Genomic DNA, 17,949 nt, shown 5'->3' with positions numbered 1-17,949 from the left:
AACAAACGTGTGTAACTTTGGGTACACCCCGGTGCCGGTCGTGCGCGGCGGTTCGATTAAAGCCCGCCGGCGGCCCGCCACCTTTCGCGGGAAAGGTGACGGGCCGCCGTCGTGGGTCAGTCGTGAAGACTAGAGCGCTGCGTAAACCTCGCGCAGGAGCTTGGCGGTCTCGGACGGCGTCTTGCCGACCTTCACGCCTGCTGCTTCGAGGGCTTCCTTCTTGGCCTGTGCGGTTCCGGCGGAACCGGAGACGATGGCGCCTGCGTGGCCCATGGTCTTGCCTTCGGGAGCCGTGAAGCCTGCCACGTAGCCCACAACAGGCTTGGTGACGTTGGCCTTGATGAAGTCGGCTGCGCGCTCTTCAGCGTCGCCACCGATTTCACCGATCATGACGATCGCCTTGGTCTCCGGGTCGGCTTCGAACGCTGCCAGGGCGTCGATGTGGGTGGTGCCGATGATCGGGTCACCGCCGATGCCGATCGCGGTGGAGAAACCGAGGTCGCGGAGTTCGTACATCATCTGGTAGGTCAAGGTACCGGATTTGGAAACCAGGCCGATGGGGCCCTTGCCGGTGATGTTGGCCGGGGTGATACCAACCAATGCTTCACCGGGGGTGATGATGCCGGGGCAGTTCGGTCCGATGATGCGGGTGATCTGCTTGCCGTCGGCGTCAACCTTGGACTGGGCGAGGGCCCAGAACTCGGCAGAGTCCTGAACCGGAACGCCTTCGGTGATGACCACGACCAGGCCGATGCCGGCTTCGATGGCTTCAACAACGGCGTCCTTGGTGAATGCCGGCGGAACGAAGACGATGGAGACGTCTGCGCCGGTTTCAGCCATGGCTTCCTTGACGGTGCCGAAGACGTTGATTTCCTTGTCGCCGTGCAGGACCGTGGTGCCGGCCTTGCGGGCGTTGACGCCGCCAACAATGTTGGTGCCGGCCTTGAGCATCAGTGCGGTGTGCTTGGTGCCTTCGCCGCCCGTGATGCCCTGAACGATGACCTTGGAGTCTTTGTTGAGGTAGATAGACATTCTCGCGTCCCTTTACTTAGCTGCGTTGGCGAGCTCGGCGGCCTTGTCGGCGCCCTCGTCCATGGTGGCGGCCAGGGTAACCAGCGGGTGGTTGGCCTCGGTCAGGATGCGGCGGCCCTCTTCGACGTTGTTGCCGTCGAGGCGAACAACCAGCGGCTTGTTCGCGGAAGAACCGAGCTCTGCCAGTGCGCCCACGATGCCCTTGGCGACTGCGTCACAAGCGGTGATGCCACCGAAGACGTTGACGAAAACGCTCTTGACCTGGGAGTCGCCCAAGATGACGTCAAGGCCGTTGGCCATGACCTCAGCGGAAGCTCCACCACCGATGTCAAGGAAGTTGGCGGGCTTCACGTTGCCATGGTTCTCGCCGGCGTAAGCAACGACGTCGAGGGTGGACATCACAAGGCCGGCACCATTGCCGATGATGCCGACTTCGCCGTCCAGCTTCACGTAGTTGAGGTCCTGCGCCTTTGCCTTGGCCTCAAGCGGGTCAGCTGCTTCCTTGTCCTCCAGCTCAGCGTGGTGGACGTGGCGGAAATCTGCGTTCTCGTCCAGGGAGACCTTGCCGTCCAGGGCAACGATCTCGCCTGCACCCGTGCGGACCAGGGGGTTCACCTCAACCAGGGTGGCGTCTTCCTTCTTGAAGACGTCCCACAGCTTCAGGATCACATCGGAAACCTTGCCGCGGAGTTCTTCGGCAAAGCCTGCGGCTGCAACGATTTCGTCGGCCTTGGCCTGATCGATGCCGACTGCGGGATCAATGGCAACCTTGGCCAGCGCTTCGGGACGCTCGACGGCGAGCTGCTCGATTTCCATGCCGCCCTCAACCGAGCACATGGCCAGGTAGTTGCGGTTTGCACGGTCCAGGAGGACCGAGAAGTAGAATTCTTCGGCGATGTCGGCACCCTGGGCGATCATCACCTTGTTGACGGTGTGGCCCTTGATGTCCATGCCCAGGATGTTGGTTGCGTGCTCAAGCGCCTCATCGGCGGACTTGGCAACCTTCACGCCGCCAGCCTTGCCGCGGCCACCGACCTTAACCTGTGCCTTGACGACAGTAACGCCACCGATCTTCTCAGCAGCTGCCTTCGCTTCTTCAGGAGTGTGCGCCACGATGCCGGCGAGCACGGGTACACCGTGCGCTTCGAACATATCGCGCGCCTGATATTCAAACAGGTCCACGGTTTAGTGTCCTTCTACGTCGAAGTAGTTTCTGTCCAGCCGGAACCGCGATGACGCGAAGCCAGCTGCGGAAAGTACGCAGCGAAAATCCGAATCAACGTCCGGTCACATTGCGTAAGGTCCTCTCGGAACTTTAGCCCTTTGAGGAGTCCCGCCCCTCCCACACTACCGGTTAAGTGAGTAAGCTTACACTTCTATGGAACGTAGAAAATCCCCGTGATGACGGGGATTTTTGGCCCTCCGGAAGCCCCGTCGGTGTTCAGGATAGTTCCTTGAGGCTCCCGCGGACCGTCTTGCCGCCGTCGGAAACCAGCTGGTAGCCCTCGCGGCTGACGAAGAACGCCACCCCGCCGGAAACGTTTCCGCAGGCAACCCCGCTGTTGTAGGCCGAACAACGCAGGCCGTTGCGCTCAATGTTCTGCCCTTCGCTCAACTCCCGAAGCTGCGAGACGGGTCCGTCCTTGCTGCCTTTGGGGCCGAACTCCGCCTCCATCTCTGTTACGCCGGATCGACACGAGCCGTACACGGCACTGTCCGGAGTCAACAAGACCGTGCCGCCGAGGTATCCCAGGCCGGTGCCGCCACAGTCATCGGCGACGTCATCCACCTCGGGCTTGGGGTACGCCGCCAGCTCGCAATGAACCACCGGAACCACGGCAAACTTGTTGTTGGCCGAGTCCGAGTAGCTGTTCGGCTCGTAGGGCACGTTGAGGTGGCCGCCCCTGGCCGACGTCATGGCACAGACGATGTTGCGGTCCGGCGTCACAAAGGCCGTGACGTCATTGCCTGCAGCCAAGGAGGTCTGCTCCGTGACCGGGACCTGCTTCAACTGCTCCAGGGGAGGCAAAGGCTCCGGCGGAACGTAGTTGGGATCCTTGGTGGAGAAGGAACACGCCGTGCTGCTCAGCAGGAGCAAGGCGGCAGGGATCCCCAATACAGTCCGTCGCATGCGACCAATTATGCCGTGGGTGTCACGCATCAAGCTTGGTCAGCGGCGCGTAACGCAGAAGCAGCCGCTTCTCGCCGACGTCGAACTTCACCTTCGCTACGGTCTTGTCCCCGGCGCCTTCGACGCCCAGCACAACGCCGTTGCCGAAGCTGGTGTGGTTGACCTTGTCCCCCACGGCCACGGAAATGACCTCCTTTTGCGGCTGCACGCGGGTGCGTGCGACGGCGGCCGGAACGTCGGCGTCGAAACCCGCCGTTGGGCTGGCGGCAGCGCCGCGCGAGCCTCCCGCACCCCAGAAAGACCCGCCGTATTGCTTGGACCCGATGGGCGCGTTGCCCCACCCGCCCACCTGGCGGCTGGTTCCTTCACGCTTCCAGTCCACCAACTCCGAAGGAATTTCCTGCAGGAACTGGCTGGCCGGGTTGTACTGGCTCTGGCCCCACATGCTGCGGACCTCGGAGCGGGTGACATACAGCCGCTGACGGGCACGCGTGAGGCCGACGTAAGCCAAGCGGCGCTCCTCGGCGAGTTCCTTCGGGTCCGTGGCCGAGCGCTGGTGCGGGAAGATTCCGTGCTCCATGCCGGTCAGGAACACCACGGGGAACTCCAGGCCCTTTGCCGTGTGCAGCGTCATGAGCGTGACAACACCCAGGCGCTTCGCCTCGGCAACAGCGGCATCGATGTCGGCGCCGGGGGCGTCCGGGATCTGGTCGGCGTCGGCAACAAGCGAAACCTGTTCCAGGAACTCACCCAGCGTCCCTTCCGGGTTGTCCCGCTCATATTCCCGGACAACCGCAACAAGTTCGGCGAGGTTCTCTACGCGGGACTCGTCCTGGGGATCGTTGCTGGCACGGAGTCCCGCAAGATAGCCGGTTTGTTCAAGGACGGCTTCCAACGCAGCCGACGCTCCCGAACCCGTAGCAACCTCGGCGAGGTCATCCAGGAGTTTCACGAAGCCCAACACTGCGTTCACCGAACGCGTGGCCATTCCCGGTGCCTGGTCCGCCCGGCGGGCAGCGTCCATAAAGGAAGTCCGGTCTCGCTCTGCGAGGGCCGCAATGGCACCCTCCGCGCGGTCTCCGATCCCGCGCTTGGGTTCGTTCAACACGCGGCGCAAGTTGACGTCGTCGTCCGGGTTCACCAGAACACGCAAGTAAGCCAGGGCGTCCTTGATTTCCTTGCGTTCGTAGAACCGGGTGCCGCCCACAACCTTGTACGGCAAGCCGACGCGAACCAACACATCTTCGATGGACCGGGACTGCGCGTTGGTGCGGTAGAAGATGGCCACATCGCCCGGACGCAGCCCTTCCTCGTCCTGCAGCCGGTCGATCTCCTTGGCGATGAACTGGGCTTCGTCGTGTTCGTTTTCACCGACGTAGCCAATGATTTTCTCGCCGTCGCCCTCGGCCGTCCACAGCCGCTTTTCCTGCCGATTGGGGTTCCGGGAGATCACCGCGTTGGCTGCGCTGAGGATGTTCTGGGTGGAGCGGTAATTCTGCTCCAGCTTGATGGTCCGCGCATTCGGGTAGTCGTGTTCGAACTCCACGATGTTGCGGATGTCCGCGCCACGGAAGGCATAGATGGATTGATCGGAATCGCCCACCACCGTCAGTTCACTGGGGGCCACATCCGTGTCAGTGCCCAGTCCCACGATCTCCCGCACCAAGGCGTACTGGGCGTGGTTGGTGTCCTGGTATTCATCCACCAGGACGTGCCGGAAGCGCCGCCTGTACGACTCCGCGAGCGCCGGGAATGCCCGGAACATGTAGACGGTCTGGGCAATGAGGTCATCGAAGTCCATGGCGTTTGCCTGCCGCAAACGTTGTGTGTAGCCCTTGAAGACCTCGGCGACCGCAGTTTCGAAAGGATCGTTGTAGTTGGCCGAGGACGCGAAGGAATCATCGTCCACCAGCTCGTTCTTCAACGCCGAAATCTTGTGCTGTATTGCCTTGGGCGGGAACTTCTTGGGGTCCAGGTCCAGGTTCTTGGCCACGAGCGTGATGAGCCGCAGGGAGTCCGCGGAATCGTAGATGGAGAAGTTGGAGTTCAGCCCGACGTTGGCCGCCTCACGCCGCAAAATGCGGACACAGGAGGAGTGGAAGGTGGAAATCCACATGGCCTTTGCCCGGCCGCCCACCAAGGCTTCGATACGTTCGCGCATCTCCGCGGCGGCCTTGTTGGTGAAGGTGATGGCCAGGATCTCGCCATGATGCGCCCGTTTGGTGGCGATCAAGTAGGCAATGCGGTTGCTGAGGACGCGGGTCTTGCCGGAGCCGGCACCTGCCACGATCAGCAGGGGGCTGCCTGCATGCCTCACGGCTTCGTCCTGCTGCGGATTCAACCCCTGGAGAAGCGCATCGGCGGTAGGCATCCCGCCGTCGTGGTGACCCCAGCCGCCCGAGCCGGGGGCCTCCCCCGGCCCGCTGTTGTCCGTTCCCACCCGGGCGCCTCCCGCACCACCGCCGGGGCGGGAAAGCTCCGGCGCAGCCTTGACTGCGGCCCGGGGGCCTGCGTTGAAGGGTCCGTCTGCGTAGGGGTCAAACAACATATCCATGGTGCCTACCAGTCTAGGCGGTGGGTCTGACACTCCTTGGCCCGGGCCCGGTCCGTGGACGGGACCGGGACACTGAAAGCCAAGCGAACTAAGCGAACTGCGGCACTGAAGTAAGGGCCGCGCTCAACTCCCTGACCGCCGTCGAGCCTCCCGCCACGAACCAATTCAGCCCGTTGACCTGCACCACCGCAGTGTCCCCGCCGGCTGCCCGGACAATCGCCTTGCCCGGAAGCCAGTCCCATTCGGGGCAGCTGTGTTGGAACCAGCACCCGAGTTCACCGTCGGCGACGCGGCCAAGGTCACAGGATCCTGAACCGAACATCCGCAAGGATGCTGCGGTGATGGCGGCTGCATGCCATGGCATTGCGGTCCGGGGGTCGGCGAGCCAGGTCGGATGGATGTACGTGGCCGCGCACAGTTGGCTCACTGAGGTATCACCCGAACCGGAGATCGCTTCGCCGTTAACGGTTGCTGCGCGTTCTTCGCCGCCGAGCCAGAGCTTGTCCGTTTCGGGTTGGTAGATGGCGCCCAGGATCACGGACGGGTCCGCCACGGCATGGCCGCCGTGGTCCGAATCGTTCCGCTTGAGGGCTATGGCAGAGCACCAGTAGGTGGAGCCGTGCAGGAAGTTGTACGTGCCATCCACGGGGTCGATCACCCACGTCCGGCCACTGGTCCCGGCTACCGATGCGCCCTCCTCGCCAAGGATTCCGTCATCCGGCCGGCAGCGGCGCAACTGTTCCAGCACATAAGCTTCAGCGGCCCGGTCGGCTGCCGTGACGACGTCGGACACCGAAGTCTTGCGCTCGCCTTGCAGGCCGCCCATCCGCATCAGGAGCGCGAGCTGGCCTGCCTCGCGGACCAAAGCGCTGGCCAGTTGGTAATCGTCGAGGGATGGATCAAGTTCAGTTGCTGTGTGCCTGCCGGTGGTCATGGTTCCAGCTTATGTGGCGGGATAATGAATCACATGGCCAAGACCCCAGCGCAGCGCATCAAGAAACACGGAGCAAAGGCAGTGGTTCCGGAACACTCGTTGCCGCCCGTCATTAATCCCACCACCGCCCGGACGCCCCAGAAGGCGCAGAGCAACTCGAAACTGATTGTCATCGCCGGCGTGGTGGCCAGCCTTTTCCTGTTCTGGTACCTGCACCTGCTCACCCTTAACCAGATGACCCAGTTGTCCGGTGGCCTGGCCATGCCCGACTCGCTCATCGGCGGCTTCTCGCAGGACTACATCGCCCAACTGCATGCGGCCATGGACGAGGACGCCCGTGGACAGTTGAACTACGTGCACAAAACCGCCGGGACCCTGTTTCCGCTGATTTTCGGTTTCAGCTGGCTCCTGCTCATCGGCACCAACGTCGCCCGCAAAGCATGGCGATGGGCCATGTGGGCGGCTCCCCTGCTTTTTGCCGTGGCGCATTTGTGGTCGAACGTCGCCATCGATTCGGTACTGGCCGCGGAAGCGCCCGACGCCGGTTCGGTGGCCTTGGCGTCGGCGGTCACAGTAGCGTCGTGGGTGCTGTTTCTTCTCAGCTTGCTGTGTGGCGTGGCTGCGGTGTTCCTTGGGCGGAAGAATTCTGCTGCCGCTGCCGGACGGGCGGGCGCTACTGGAGGGCCGGACGCCCCAAAGTCCTGACTGCCCTGCGTTCCTTGGTGACACGGCGGGCCACCACCAGGCCCACCAATGACAGCCCCAGGATGATGGGGTACGCCATGGTGCGTTCGATTGCGCCGGCCTCTTCCACCCGCAACTGGACTGCCAGCACGTAGATCGTGGTTCCAAGGGACACCACTCCGAACAACAGGACCATCCAAGACATCTTCGTGTGCCCCCGCCACACCAGGCCCAGGACCACCAGGGCCAGCGGTCCGGCAATGAAGTACATGCCGGCGCCGGTCAGATGCAGCGCGAGGTCCGTGTCCTCAGGGACCAGGCCCACCATGGCCTGTCCGATCCCGGCAACGAGGACCAATACACGCACCACCCACGCCGCGATCCAAGGAAAAGCCTCGGCGGACCTGCCTGCCATGGCTGGCGTGATGGCTCGCTGCCCGTGCTCCGCTGCCACGGACAACACGGCCGAACTCAGCAACACTGCTCCCAGCACCATGGCCACTCCTTGAAGCACGAACGAGGCGTTCATCAGCCAATTCAGGGGCGAACAGACCTCGTAGCCGTTGAACGGGCCACAGTGTGCTGCCCCTAAGTCGCTGATGACGTGTTCGCGCCGGTCATAGCCAGGGTTGCCACGCCACGCAGCCATCGCAATCGCTTCCACCACGAAGTAATGGATGAGCGTGATCGCCGCCCAACCTCCAACAAGCTCGCGTCGCCCTGCGAGGTCCGGCAAGAGCCCCCGTTCACCGCCCCGCGGACCAGCCGCCGTCGTCATAGCGCCAAGGATAGACCCGGGCCGTGCACGACGCAGCCCTTGTGAACCGGCTTCCCGCCCGTTCCGGGCCTGTGCCGCCCCCGTTCCCGCCCGGCGCCCCTGTTCAGGGCCTGTGGCGCTACCGTTCCCGCCCGGCGCCCCCATTCGTACGGGCGCGAACGGCGGAAAAGGGTGCGCCCCACCACGGGACACCCGTCGAGGACCTACCCCGCTACCGTTCCCGCCCGGCGCACCGCTACCGTTCTCGCCCGGCGCACCCCTACCGGGCCTGCAGGGCACGGAAACGCCGTTCCCGATGCACGCGTTGCGCGATCACCAGGCCCGCCGCAGCCAACCCGACGGTCACCGGGTACGCCATGAACCGCTCCAGCAAACCCGGCTGCGGCACATCCATGGCAGTCACGCCGCCAACAACCAGGGCCCCGACGCACACAACACCGCAAGCGGCAAGAAACCAGCTCACCGGCGTTTGCTTCACCCAGAGGAAACCAAACAGCAGCAACGCAAACCCGCCGCCGATGAAGAACATGAGCGCGCCGGCCACATGCCAGGGCGAGCCGTAGTCCTCGGGAACCAGGCCCACGATGATCGTCCCCACGCCGGCAACACCCGTAAGGATCCGGATAGCCACGGCAAGGATCCACGGCTTGGCCAACACCCGAACGGAATTGGTGTGGAAGCGCCGGGCAGGAACCCCCGGCCGGGCGGCAACGCACAGCAGCCCCGCCGTCAGGAACATCGCACCCAACACCAGGGCCAGCCCCTGCACAACAAAGGACACGTTCATGAGGAGATGCAGTGGTGAACAAACGTCGCGGCCCTCGTAGACCCCGCAGGACACGGCACCGAGGTCGCTGATGAATCCGGTGGCACGGCTGTAGGGCTCCGGGCCCGCCCATGCCTCGATCACAGCGGCCTCTGCCACGAAGTACTGGACGACACTCAGTTGCGCCCAGCCACCGATTCCTGCCCGGATGCTCCGAACGTTCGGAAGGAAAGTTCCGGCCACTTCCGGCGCAGTCGCTTGTCCTTTCATGTCCGCCAGCCTAGCGGTGTTCGGGCACTGCCCCGGCAGCTTGTATGCTTGTAGTCGTGTCCGGGCCTTGGACCTCTCCGCGGAGGAATCCAGGACCAGGAAACATGCCCTCGTAGCTCAGTGGATAGAGCACGGCTCTCCTAAAGCCGGTGTCGTTGGTTCGATTCCAATCGAGGGCACTTGAAGGACCATCACCCGCCGGAGGATTTGCTGGCCTACCTGGCCGGCGACTGGTCCGTGGAACGAACCCTCCTGGACCGTGCCACCGGCACCCGCGGAACCTTTACCGGCGTCGTGCGTTACACCAGGAACCCCGACGGCGGACTGGACTACCGCGAAGACGGAACCATGCACTGGCCCACGCACACCGGCCCCGCTTTCCGTGAGTATGTCCTGAAACCCGGCGCCGACCGGCGCACCCTGGACGTGTTCTTCCCTGATGGCCGTCCTTTCCATGTGATGAGCTTCTCCGGCCTGGCCACGGACGAGCACTGGTGCGACCCCGACGACTATCACGTCCGCTATTCCTGGCAAGGACCGGATGCCTTCAGTTTCACGTGGGACGTCCACGGCCCGGCCAAGGACCTGCTGCTGGAATCGCACTTGGAGAGAGCGCAATGAACGTGATCGTGGTCAGTGCCGTCTGCGTCTACAACCAGTCCGGTCAACTCCTGACCGTTCGCAAGCGCGGCACAAGGAAATTCATGCACCCCGGCGGGAAGCCCGAAGCCGGCGAGAACGCCGCGGAGGCGGCATCCCGGGAGCTGCTGGAGGAAGTCGGCATCGATGTGGCGCCCGCGGACCTCGAACCCTTGGGCGTTTGGCATGCCGTGGCCGCCAATGAGGAAGCCACCACCATCGAGGCCACGGTTTTCACGGCGCCTGGCATCTGGGAGGCGCACCCTTCGGCGGAGATTGCTGAGATCCGTTGGCTCGATGTGACGGAGCCTTGGCCGGAGGACCTCGCACCGCTGCTCACGGACCACGTCCTCCCTGCCCTCGAATCCCCGAAGTAACCGGCATTAGGGGTTGTTCTGAGGGCTCAGAGCAACCTCTAATGCCAGTTAGTTGGGCTAGAACTCGAGGGCCACGGCCGTAGCTTCGGCGAACTGCGTCCGGTAGAGCTCCGCATAGCGTCCGTCCGCCGCAAGCAACTCCGTGTGCGTGCCCCGCTCCACAATCCGGCCGTCCTCAACCACCAGGATCGCATCCGCGGCGCGGATGGTGGACAAGCGATGGGCAATCACGACGGCGGTGCGCCCCTCGAGCGCTTCTCCCAAGGCCGCTTGGACGGCGGCTTCGTTGGTGGAGTCGAGTGCGGCTGTTGCCTCGTCGAGGATGACGACGCGCGGCTGCTTGATCAGGAGCCGGGCGATGGTGAGGCGTTGCCGTTCGCCACCGGAGAGCCGGTACCCGCGCTCCCCCACCACAGTTTCCAGGCCATCGGGAAGGGAACGGATCATGCCTTCCAGGCGCGCCCTGCGAAGCACGTCCCACATGTCCTCTTCCGTGGCGTCCGGCCGTGCCAGGCGGAGGTTGGAAGCGATGGTTTCGTGGAACAAGTGGCCGTCCTGCGTGACCATTCCCAAGGTGTCCCGCAGCGAATCGAAGCGGACATCGCGCACGTCTACGCCGTCCCGGGCTCCTGTGCCGCCCAGCCGTACTGCACCGGAGTCGACGTCGTAGAGGCGGGATAGCAGCTGGGCGATGGTGGATTTGCCGGCGCCCGACGATCCCACCAGCGCCACCGTCTCCCCGGGCTCGACGCGGAAGCTGACGCCGTGCAGGACTTCTTCGCCACCGCGGGTATCGAGCGTGGCCACGTCCTCAAGGGAGGCCAAGGAGACCTTTTCCGCGGAGGGGTAGGCGAAGCGCACGTCGTCGAACTCAACGGCCACCGGCCCCGGCGGAACGGTGACGGCGTCGGGCTTTTCCGTGATGAGCGGCTTCAAGTCGAGGATTTCGAACACGCGCTCAAAGCTGACCAACGCACTCATGATCTCCACGCGGGCATTGGACAGCGAGGTGAGCGGTGCGTAGAGGCGGGTCAGCAACAGGGCGAGGACCACCACGTCGCCCGCCGCCAGCTGGCCGCCGATGGCCAACCAACCGCCAAGCCCGTAAACCAGGGCCAAAGCGAGGGCGGACACCAGGGTCAGCGCCGTGACGAAGGTGAACTGCAGCATGGCCGTGCGGATGCCGATGTCCCGCACACGGCCGGCTCGGGCAGCGAACTCCCGTGATTCCTCATCCGGGCGTCCGAAAAGCTTCACCAACGTAGCGCCGGGGGCTGAGAACCGCTCGGTCATCTGGGTGCCCATGGCCGCGTTGTGGGCAGCAGCCTCGCGCCGGAGATCGGCCAGCTTGGAGCCCATGCGCCGGGCGGGAATGAGGAAGATCGGCAACAGGATCATGGCCAGCACGGTGACCAGCCACGAGGTGTTGAGCATGACCGCGAGCGTCAGGACCAGCGCCACCACGTTGCTGACGACGCCGGACAGCGTGCCGGCGAACGCGGACTGTGCGCCGATCACGTCATTGTTGAGGCGGCTCACCAGCGCGCCGGTGCGGGTCCGGGTGAAGAACGCGATGGGCATCCGCTGGACATGGTCGAACACGCGGGTGCGAAGGTCCACGATGACGCCCTCGCCGATGGTGGAGGACAACCAGCGGGTCACGAGCCCAACGCCCGCTTCACCCACTGCAACCAGGGCGATCAGGACAGCAAGCCAGATCACCGTGCCGGCGCCGGCGTTGCCGATGATGGCGTCCACTACCTGCCCGGCGAGGACAGGTGTGGCGACGGCCAGCACGGCGCCCGCGATCGAGGCAAGGACGAACCCGATGAGCTTGCCCTTGTGCGGCGCGGCGAAGGCCATGACCCGTTTCAGGGTTTCCTTCGAGAACGGCTGCGAGCCACTCTGGGCGCGGGTCAGTTTATGCAGCGAGCTCCAGGCAACGCCATCCATGCTCATGGTTACTTCTCCTGGCCTGGTGTGTGGTGCAGCTCCTGGACGCGGCCGTTTTCCAGGTGCCATCGGGAGTCGAGCCGGACGTTCTCCAGCAAGCGTCGGTCGTGCGTGACCAGCAGCAAAGCGCCATCGTAACTCTCCAACGCTTCCTCAAGCTGTTCGATCGCGGGCAGGTCGAGGTGGTTGGTGGGCTCGTCGAGCACCAACAGGTTCACGCCGCGGGCCTGCAGCAGGGCCAGTCCCGCGCGCGTCCGCTCCCCCGGAGACAAGGAGTCGACAGTGCGGGACGTGTGGTCCGCCTTGAGGCCGAACTTGGCCAGGAGCGTTCGGACGTCGGCGCTGTTCCAGTCCACGAGCACCGCTTCAACAGCGTCGCCCAGCTTCTTGTCGCCGTCGAGCAGCCCGCGGGCCTGGTCGATCTCGCCCACCGCGACGGAGGCACCCATGGAAGCATCGCCGTCGTCGGGAACGCGCGTCCCCAGCAGCAGCCGCAGCAGCGTGGACTTGCCGGCCCCGTTGGGGCCTGTGATGCCGATCCGTTCGCCGCCGTTGAGTTGCAGGGTCACCGGCCCCAGCGTGAAGTCGCCCTGACGTACGACGGCGTCCCGCAAGGTGGCCACGACGGCGCTGGAACGCGGCGCCTGGCCAATGCTGAACTGCAGTTGCCACTCCTTGCGCGGCTCTTCCACTTCCGTGAGCCGGGCAATCCGCGACTCCATCTGGCGGACTTTCTGCGCCTGCTTTTCCGAGGATTCCGTACTGGCTGCCCTGCGGATCTTGTCGTTGTCCGGATTCTTCTTCATCGCGTTCCGGACGCCTTGGGAGCTCCACTCACGCTGCGTGCGTGCCCGCGCCACGAGGTCTGCCTTGGTGGAGGCGTACTCCTCATACCGTTCCCGGGCATGGCGCTTGGCAATGGCCCGTTCTTCCAGGAAAGCCTCGTATCCGCCGTCGTAAACGGCCACGGAGTTCTGCGCGAGGTCCAGCTCCACGATTGTGGTGACACAGCAGGCCAGGAACTCGCGGTCATGGGACACCAGCACGACGCCGCCACGCAGGCCCTGGACGAACGCCTCCAGCCGGGCGAGTCCGTCAAGGTCGAGGTCATTGGTGGGCTCGTCCAACAGGACGACGTCGAAGCGGCTCAGCAAGAGGGCGGCGAGCGCAACGCGTGCAGCCTGCCCTCCGGAGAGTCCCGTCATGAGGGCCTCGGAGCCCACTTCCAGGCCGAGGTCTGCAAGGACGGCAGGGATTCTTTCTTCAAGGTCGGCAGCGCCGGATGCCATCCAACGGTCGAAGGCAACCGAGTAGGCATCATCGGCACCGGGCGCCCCGGAACCCAGAGCCTCGGCCGTGGCTTCCATGTCCGCTGTTGCCCGCGCACAACCGGTCCGGCGCGCGATGTAGGCGGCGATCGTTTCGCCCTCGGTGCGCTCGTGCTCCTGCGGAAGCCAACCCACAAAAGCGTCAGCCGGGGCAAGGCTGACCTTGCCGCCCTGGGGCTGGTCCACTCCGGACAGGAGGCGCAGCAGCGTGGACTTTCCGGCACCGTTGGCGCCCACCACGCCCACGACGTCGCCGGGAGCAACGGTAAGTGACAGCTTGGAAAAGAGCGTGCGGTGGCCGTGGCCGCCGGACAGGTCCTTGGCAACCAACGTTGCAGTCATTCGCTAAATCCTCTCGCGGCCTGCCGCCGGTGGGCAGGCATGGAAAAACCCGCCGGTCCGGACTTGGGGGGTGTACGGACCAGCGGGTTCAAGAAACAAGCATAATTCAATGTGGCGTCCGCGTAAAATCGATTCGTACTACCACTTCCGGCAATCTTCAGAGCATGGCTGGAACCACCCTTACAGACCCGTAGAAAGTCCTTCATGCCCTTACAGTCCAAGGCGTTCCAGCGCTGGCTGCACAACGTTGCGCCCGACGCCAGCACGGCTGATGTCTGCAGGGTGTCCGGCATCAAACGCACCACTCTTGCCCAGCAGCTGGTCCGGGGGAAGGTGGCCGAGTCAACGCTGGTGAGCATCAGCCGGGCTTACGGCCTCAACCCGGTCCAGGAGCTGGCGACCTTCGACCTCTACGCGGTCCTGCACGGAAATCCGGTGCCTCCGACGCCCGCGGAGCTGGTCAGCCAGATCGCCACGATCGACCTTCTGCGTGCCGTGGTGCAGCGCAGCGAACCCGGGCAGGCTGCGCCGCCCGGACTCTCCGGGACACCGCACCCGACCGCGGTGCGCAACTGGGTGGACGCGATCGACGACGGCGAATTGCGGCACCGGGTCAGCGAAGCCACCGGGATAGCGCCACAAAACTTCTCCGCCCACCTGACAGCCAACCGCCTTCCCCCGGAACTGGCCATAGCCACCTCCCGGGCAGCAGGGGTGGGACCGGCCGGCGGACTGGTGGCCGGCGGGCTGATCACCGAAGCGGAAGCCGGCTGGCCGGCCGAAGGGCGCCAGGACGCACTGGACCGGATGACCCTGGGAGAGCTGGTGACCCTGGCCGGTGAACGCCTCCAGGCCCTCGGGAAGACCCTGCGGCGCCAGGAACAAGACCATGAACGAACTGAAAGAATTTGGGAGAACCTCGGATGACGGCTGTCCTGCCCTGGGCAACCCTGGTGATTTGCCTGGCAATCACAGTGGCGCGCATTCCCAGCGCGCTGCGCGGCGAGAACCGCGTGCTGTTCTACCTTTTCGCCCTGATCACCATGGACATTTTCCTCAGCATCGAGGCCCCCTACCTGGCCATCGACGCTGTGTTGGGGGGCATGAACGTCACCAACCTGATCCTGCGCTTCCTCCTATACGGCACGTTCCTCTTGCTGGGCACCAAGGTCGCTGCCGGGTTCGACTCCAAGTCTGCCGGGCGGGCCATCCACGGGCCGTGGGGACTTGCGGTGTTGGGTGTCATCGCAGCCCTGACCACTTTCTTCTTTGTCATCACCGACACCCGGGGATCTTCCGTGGGCATGAACGGCCTGACATGGGGTCCATCCATGGAAGCCTACGCAGCGTTGGGGCGCTTCTACCCCGGGTACGTTGCCGCCTGCCTGCTCCCTGCCATCTGGCGAACAATCACGGGCCGCTTTCCTGCCCTGCTCCGGGGAGCGTCAGCGTTGCTGATGCTGGGCCTGACCCTGCTTCTGGTGTCCCAGTTGTTCCCCCTGATCCCTGCTGTGCACCTCTGGCTGCGTTCGGTGATCAATTACTCCGCGGTCCTTGCTACGGCCGTGGGGCTTGCAGGCATCTGGTTCTCCAAGGCCTATGCGAAGCGGAAAGCGCGTCGTACAACGTAAGACTTTCACAAAACCATTAGATCGTGGCACAATCATGAATGTGTGAATGCGGCTTGCGGCCTGGCAGCGGAATCAGAGAACGGGTTTCCGGTGGATGTGGCGCCCACAGGATCACAATTGGGGGGATGAGTGGTGGCGGGCTGTTGGGGACCGCCCCCACTCAGCCTTTTTAAGCCCCCTCTTGGCCGTCGCCGTCAGACCTCGTGGCTAAGATGACTTCATGACCAGTCTTCGCACCCGTCGCTCTGTCCTTGCAGCCACTGTGGCCTCTGTTGCCCTTGCCCTCTCGGCCTGTGGGGGCGGCGGATCATCCCAGTCCGGCGGGGACACCTCCTTGTCGGATGTAACGTCCAAGGGCGAACTGGTCATTGCCACGGAAGGCACCTACCGCCCCTTCAGCTTCCATGCAGACGGCGCCGGGGAACTCACCGGCTACGACGTCGAAATAGCCGAGGCTGTTGCCGGGAAGCTCGGCGTCAAGGCGACGTTCCAGGAGACGCAGTTCGACGGCATCTTCGCCGGACTTGATGCCAAGCGTTTTGACACCATCGCCAACCAGATCTCCATCAACGACGAACGCAAGGCCAAGTACGAGTTCTCCACGCCGTACACCGTTTCCACCGGCGTGGTGGTCACCAAGCAGGACACGTCGGACATCAACAGCTTCGCCGACCTCAAGGGCAAAACCACTGCCCAGTCGCTGACCAGCAACTTCTACAAGATGGCAGTGGAAGCCGGCGCCAACGTACAGTCAGTGGAAGGCTGGGCCCAGGCAGCAACCCTGGTCCAGCAGGGACGCGTTGACGCCACCGTCAATGACAAGCTCACGTACCTCGACTACGCCAAGACCACGCCCGACTCCGGCTTGAAGGTCGCTGCGGAGGCTCCGGAGAAGACCGAGAGCGCGTTCGTCTTCCGTAAGGGCTCAACCGAGCTGACGAAGGCTGTGGACAAGGCCCTCGCCGATCTCCAGGCGGACGGCACCCTGGCGAAGATCTCGGACAAGTACTTCGGCGCGGACGTCACCAAATAGATGGACTGGGACCTCGTCTGGAGTTCCTTCGGGCCGATTGTCACGGGGGCAGTGACCGGAACCATTCCGCTCACGTTGCTGTCCTTCGCCTTCGGCCTGGTCCTGGCGCTGGTGGTCGCCTTGATGCGGTTGAGCCCCAATATGCTGCTGTCCGGGATCGGCAGGTTCTATGTCTCCGTCATCCGGGGCACTCCCCTGCTGGTCCAGTTATTCGTCATTTTCTACGGCCTGCCCAGCATTGGCGTGAAACTCGATCCTTGGCCAAGCGCCGTCATCGCCTTTTCCTTGAACGTCGGCGGCTACGCGGCTGAGATTATCCGTGCAGCCATCCTTTCGGTCCCCAAGGGACAGTGGGAGGCCGGGCACACCATCGGCATGTCCGGCGGGCAGACCCTGCTCCGCATCATCCTCCCCCAAGCGGCAAGAGTGTCAGTTCCCCCGTTGTCCAACACCTTCATCTCGCTGGTGAAGGACACCTCGCTCGCTTCCCTCATCCTGGTCACCGAACTGTTCCGCAATGCCCAGCAGATCGCCGCCTTCAGCCAGGAGTTCATGGTCCTGTACCTGCAAGCCGCGCTGGTTTACTGGGTCATTTGCCTGGTCCTCTCCACCGCGCAATCAGCCGTGGAGAGGAGATTGGACCGCTATGTCGCCCACTGACGTCCCTTCGCAGGCCGGCCCGGCAGCTGCGCCGGTCCTCCAGGCCCGGAACCTTGCCAAAGCGTTCGGCAGCAACGTCGTGCTCCGCGACATCGACGTCGACATCCGCCGGGGCCAGGTAGTGGCCCTCATCGGGCCCTCGGGTTCCGGCAAGACCACAGTGTTGCGCTCGCTCAACGGATTGGAAGTGCCCGACGCCGGTACGGTCACCTTTGGCGGCACCGGATCCGAAGGTGGCCTTTCCATCGATTTCGGCAAAAAGGTGGGCAAGAAGGAAATCGCCGCCTTGCGGGACCGCAGCGCGATGGTCTTCCAGCACTACAACCTCTTCCCGCACATGACCGTGCTGAAGAACGTCATTGAAGGCCCTGTCCAAGTCCAAAAGCGCCCCCGCGCAGAAGCAATTGCTGAGGCCGAACGGCTCCTTGAACGCGTGGGCCTGGCCGACAAGCGTGATGCCTACCCCTTTGAGCTCTCCGGCGGCCAGCAGCAGCGTGTGGGTATTGTGCGGGCTTTGGCGCTGAAGCCCCAGTTGTTGCTCTTCGACGAACCGACGTCCGCCTTGGACCCCGAACTGGTGGGAGACGTCCTGGGTGTCATCAAGGAGCTCGCCGAAGAAGGCTGGACCATGGTGATCGTCACCCACGAACTGGCTTTCGCCCGGCATGTGGCGGACGAAGTCATTTTCATGGACGGTGGAGTGGTGGTTGAACGCGGACCGGCGGCCGAAGTATTGAGTTCACCAACCCAGGAACGGACCAAGCTTTTCGTCAAGAGGCTGCAGCACGACGTCTAGACTCTACTGAGCGGATGAAAATTGGGGGAACAAGCTTTGAG

General features: G+C 64.1%; 17 protein-coding genes and 1 tRNA gene. 9 read left to right on the top strand and 9 right to left on the bottom strand.

Annotation, left to right across the window (positions count from 1 at the left end):
* Window positions 1-129 precede the first annotated feature (129 nt).
* The 5 genes from sucD to OCL88_RS14425 all read right to left on the bottom strand — a co-directional run bounded on the left by sucD (window position 130) and on the right by OCL88_RS14425 (window position 6,651).
* Window positions 130-1,032: a succinate--CoA ligase subunit alpha gene (gene sucD, locus OCL88_RS14445; protein ID WP_069696159.1), complete on the bottom strand. Its 903-nt coding sequence runs from the start codon at window positions 1,030-1,032 to the stop codon at window positions 130-132.
* A gap of 12 nt (window positions 1,033-1,044) precedes the next feature.
* The gene (gene sucC / locus OCL88_RS14440; RefSeq protein ID WP_021473631.1) at window positions 1,045-2,214 is read right to left on the bottom strand and encodes an ADP-forming succinate--CoA ligase subunit beta; all 1,170 of its coding nucleotides are present in this window, start codon (window positions 2,212-2,214) and stop codon (window positions 1,045-1,047) included.
* A gap of 259 nt (window positions 2,215-2,473) precedes the next feature.
* A complete protein-coding gene (locus OCL88_RS14435; protein WP_264962954.1) occupies window positions 2,474-3,163 on the bottom strand; it encodes a hypothetical protein in 690 nt (229 codons plus the stop codon).
* A 22-nt stretch (window positions 3,164-3,185) separates the two neighbouring features.
* On the bottom strand, window positions 3,186-5,717 hold the full coding sequence (gene pcrA / locus OCL88_RS14430; RefSeq protein ID WP_264962953.1) for a DNA helicase PcrA: 2,532 nt from the start codon (window positions 5,715-5,717) through the stop codon (window positions 3,186-3,188).
* An 88-nt stretch (window positions 5,718-5,805) separates the two neighbouring features.
* Entirely contained in the window at window positions 5,806-6,651 is an 846-nt protein-coding gene (locus OCL88_RS14425) for an inositol monophosphatase family protein (RefSeq protein WP_264962952.1), read from the bottom strand.
* 33 nt (window positions 6,652-6,684) lie between these two features.
* Between OCL88_RS14425 and OCL88_RS14420 the strand changes: the two genes are divergently transcribed.
* Complete coding sequence (locus OCL88_RS14420) at window positions 6,685-7,356, top strand: hypothetical protein (RefSeq protein ID WP_264962951.1); 672 nt, start codon at window positions 6,685-6,687, stop codon at window positions 7,354-7,356.
* Here OCL88_RS14420 and OCL88_RS14415 read toward each other — a convergent pair.
* Window positions 7,325-8,113, bottom strand: coding sequence for a DUF998 domain-containing protein (locus tag OCL88_RS14415; protein WP_264962950.1), 789 nt, complete (start codon window positions 8,111-8,113; stop codon window positions 7,325-7,327). The two genes, OCL88_RS14420 and OCL88_RS14415, sit on opposite strands and share 32 nt — an antisense overlap.
* A 259-nt stretch (window positions 8,114-8,372) precedes the next feature.
* Entirely contained in the window at window positions 8,373-9,149 is a 777-nt protein-coding gene (locus tag OCL88_RS14410) for a DUF998 domain-containing protein (RefSeq protein ID WP_264962949.1), read from the bottom strand.
* A 106-nt stretch (window positions 9,150-9,255) separates the two neighbouring features.
* On the opposite strand from OCL88_RS14410, the gene OCL88_RS14405 reads away from it, so the two are divergent.
* From OCL88_RS14405 to OCL88_RS14395, 3 genes are all read left to right on the top strand, one after another.
* Window positions 9,256-9,328: transfer RNA gene (locus OCL88_RS14405), tRNA-Arg, on the top strand.
* 1 nt (window position 9,329) lies between these two features.
* Window positions 9,330-9,770 (top strand): DUF6314 family protein, encoded by a 441-nt coding sequence (locus OCL88_RS14400; protein ID WP_264962948.1) that lies wholly within the window; start codon window positions 9,330-9,332, stop codon window positions 9,768-9,770.
* Window positions 9,767-10,165, top strand: a complete 399-nt coding sequence (locus OCL88_RS14395; protein ID WP_264962947.1) for an NUDIX hydrolase — start codon at window positions 9,767-9,769, stop codon at window positions 10,163-10,165. The genes OCL88_RS14400 and OCL88_RS14395 overlap by 4 nt, the downstream gene beginning before the upstream one ends.
* Window positions 10,166-10,222: 57 nt before the next feature.
* Here the strand turns inward: OCL88_RS14395 and OCL88_RS14390 are convergent, their stop codons facing one another.
* A complete protein-coding gene (locus tag OCL88_RS14390; RefSeq protein WP_264962946.1) occupies window positions 10,223-12,124 on the bottom strand; it encodes an ABC transporter ATP-binding protein in 1,902 nt (633 codons plus the stop codon).
* A gap of 2 nt (window positions 12,125-12,126) precedes the next feature.
* The gene (locus OCL88_RS14385) at window positions 12,127-13,788 is read right to left on the bottom strand and encodes an ABC-F family ATP-binding cassette domain-containing protein (RefSeq protein WP_264962945.1); all 1,662 of its coding nucleotides are present in this window, start codon (window positions 13,786-13,788) and stop codon (window positions 12,127-12,129) included.
* A gap of 204 nt (window positions 13,789-13,992) precedes the next feature.
* Here OCL88_RS14385 and OCL88_RS14380 point away from each other — a divergent pair, with 204 nt between their 5' ends.
* The 5 genes from OCL88_RS14380 to OCL88_RS14360 all read left to right on the top strand — a co-directional run bounded on the left by OCL88_RS14380 (window position 13,993) and on the right by OCL88_RS14360 (window position 17,908).
* Window positions 13,993-14,715 (top strand): hypothetical protein, encoded by a 723-nt coding sequence (locus OCL88_RS14380; RefSeq protein WP_166185805.1) that lies wholly within the window; start codon window positions 13,993-13,995, stop codon window positions 14,713-14,715.
* The gene (locus OCL88_RS14375) at window positions 14,712-15,419 is read left to right on the top strand and encodes a hypothetical protein (protein ID WP_069696167.1); all 708 of its coding nucleotides are present in this window, start codon (window positions 14,712-14,714) and stop codon (window positions 15,417-15,419) included. Before OCL88_RS14380 ends, OCL88_RS14375 begins: the two co-directional genes overlap by 4 nt.
* A 220-nt stretch (window positions 15,420-15,639) precedes the next feature.
* The gene (locus tag OCL88_RS14370) at window positions 15,640-16,452 is read left to right on the top strand and encodes an amino acid ABC transporter substrate-binding protein (protein ID WP_166185804.1); all 813 of its coding nucleotides are present in this window, start codon (window positions 15,640-15,642) and stop codon (window positions 16,450-16,452) included.
* Entirely contained in the window at window positions 16,453-17,112 is a 660-nt protein-coding gene (locus tag OCL88_RS14365; protein WP_166185803.1) for an amino acid ABC transporter permease, read from the top strand.
* Window positions 17,099-17,908 carry an amino acid ABC transporter ATP-binding protein gene (locus tag OCL88_RS14360; RefSeq protein WP_166185802.1) on the top strand — a complete coding sequence of 270 codons (810 nt, stop codon included), beginning with the start codon at window positions 17,099-17,101 and terminating at the stop codon, window positions 17,906-17,908. Before OCL88_RS14365 ends, OCL88_RS14360 begins: the two co-directional genes overlap by 14 nt.
* Window positions 17,909-17,949 lie beyond the last annotated feature (41 nt).

Origin of the sequence: Paenarthrobacter sp. PAE-2, from assembly GCF_026013155.1 — a bacterium.
Taxonomy (GTDB): Bacteria; Actinomycetota; Actinomycetes; order Actinomycetales; family Micrococcaceae; genus Arthrobacter; species Arthrobacter ureafaciens.
Note: the sequence above shows the minus strand (reverse complement) of the source record. Positions and strands in the feature narration are given on the sequence as shown.

Coding starts and splice junctions, on each gene's coding strand:
- pcrA (WP_264962953.1), bottom strand. CDS start 5,717: ATGGATATGTTGTTTGACCCCTACGCAGACGGACCCTTCAACGCAGGC.
- OCL88_RS14435 (WP_264962954.1), bottom strand. CDS start 3,163: ATGCGACGGACTGTATTGGGGATCCCTGCCGCCTTGCTCCTGCTGAGC.
- OCL88_RS14365 (WP_166185803.1), top strand. CDS start 16,453: ATGGACTGGGACCTCGTCTGGAGTTCCTTCGGGCCGATTGTCACGGGG.
- OCL88_RS14370 (WP_166185804.1), top strand. CDS start 15,640: ATGACCAGTCTTCGCACCCGTCGCTCTGTCCTTGCAGCCACTGTGGCC.
- OCL88_RS14380 (WP_166185805.1), top strand. CDS start 13,993: ATGCCCTTACAGTCCAAGGCGTTCCAGCGCTGGCTGCACAACGTTGCG.
- OCL88_RS14375 (WP_069696167.1), top strand. CDS start 14,712: ATGACGGCTGTCCTGCCCTGGGCAACCCTGGTGATTTGCCTGGCAATC.
- OCL88_RS14420 (WP_264962951.1), top strand. CDS start 6,685: ATGGCCAAGACCCCAGCGCAGCGCATCAAGAAACACGGAGCAAAGGCA.
- OCL88_RS14385 (WP_264962945.1), bottom strand. CDS start 13,788: ATGACTGCAACGTTGGTTGCCAAGGACCTGTCCGGCGGCCACGGCCAC.
- sucD (WP_069696159.1), bottom strand. CDS start 1,032: ATGTCTATCTACCTCAACAAAGACTCCAAGGTCATCGTTCAGGGCATC.
- OCL88_RS14395 (WP_264962947.1), top strand. CDS start 9,767: ATGAACGTGATCGTGGTCAGTGCCGTCTGCGTCTACAACCAGTCCGGT.
- OCL88_RS14410 (WP_264962949.1), bottom strand. CDS start 9,149: ATGAAAGGACAAGCGACTGCGCCGGAAGTGGCCGGAACTTTCCTTCCG.
- OCL88_RS14425 (WP_264962952.1), bottom strand. CDS start 6,651: ATGACCACCGGCAGGCACACAGCAACTGAACTTGATCCATCCCTCGAC.
- OCL88_RS14415 (WP_264962950.1), bottom strand. CDS start 8,113: ATGACGACGGCGGCTGGTCCGCGGGGCGGTGAACGGGGGCTCTTGCCG.
- OCL88_RS14390 (WP_264962946.1), bottom strand. CDS start 12,124: ATGAGCATGGATGGCGTTGCCTGGAGCTCGCTGCATAAACTGACCCGC.
- OCL88_RS14360 (WP_166185802.1), top strand. CDS start 17,099: ATGTCGCCCACTGACGTCCCTTCGCAGGCCGGCCCGGCAGCTGCGCCG.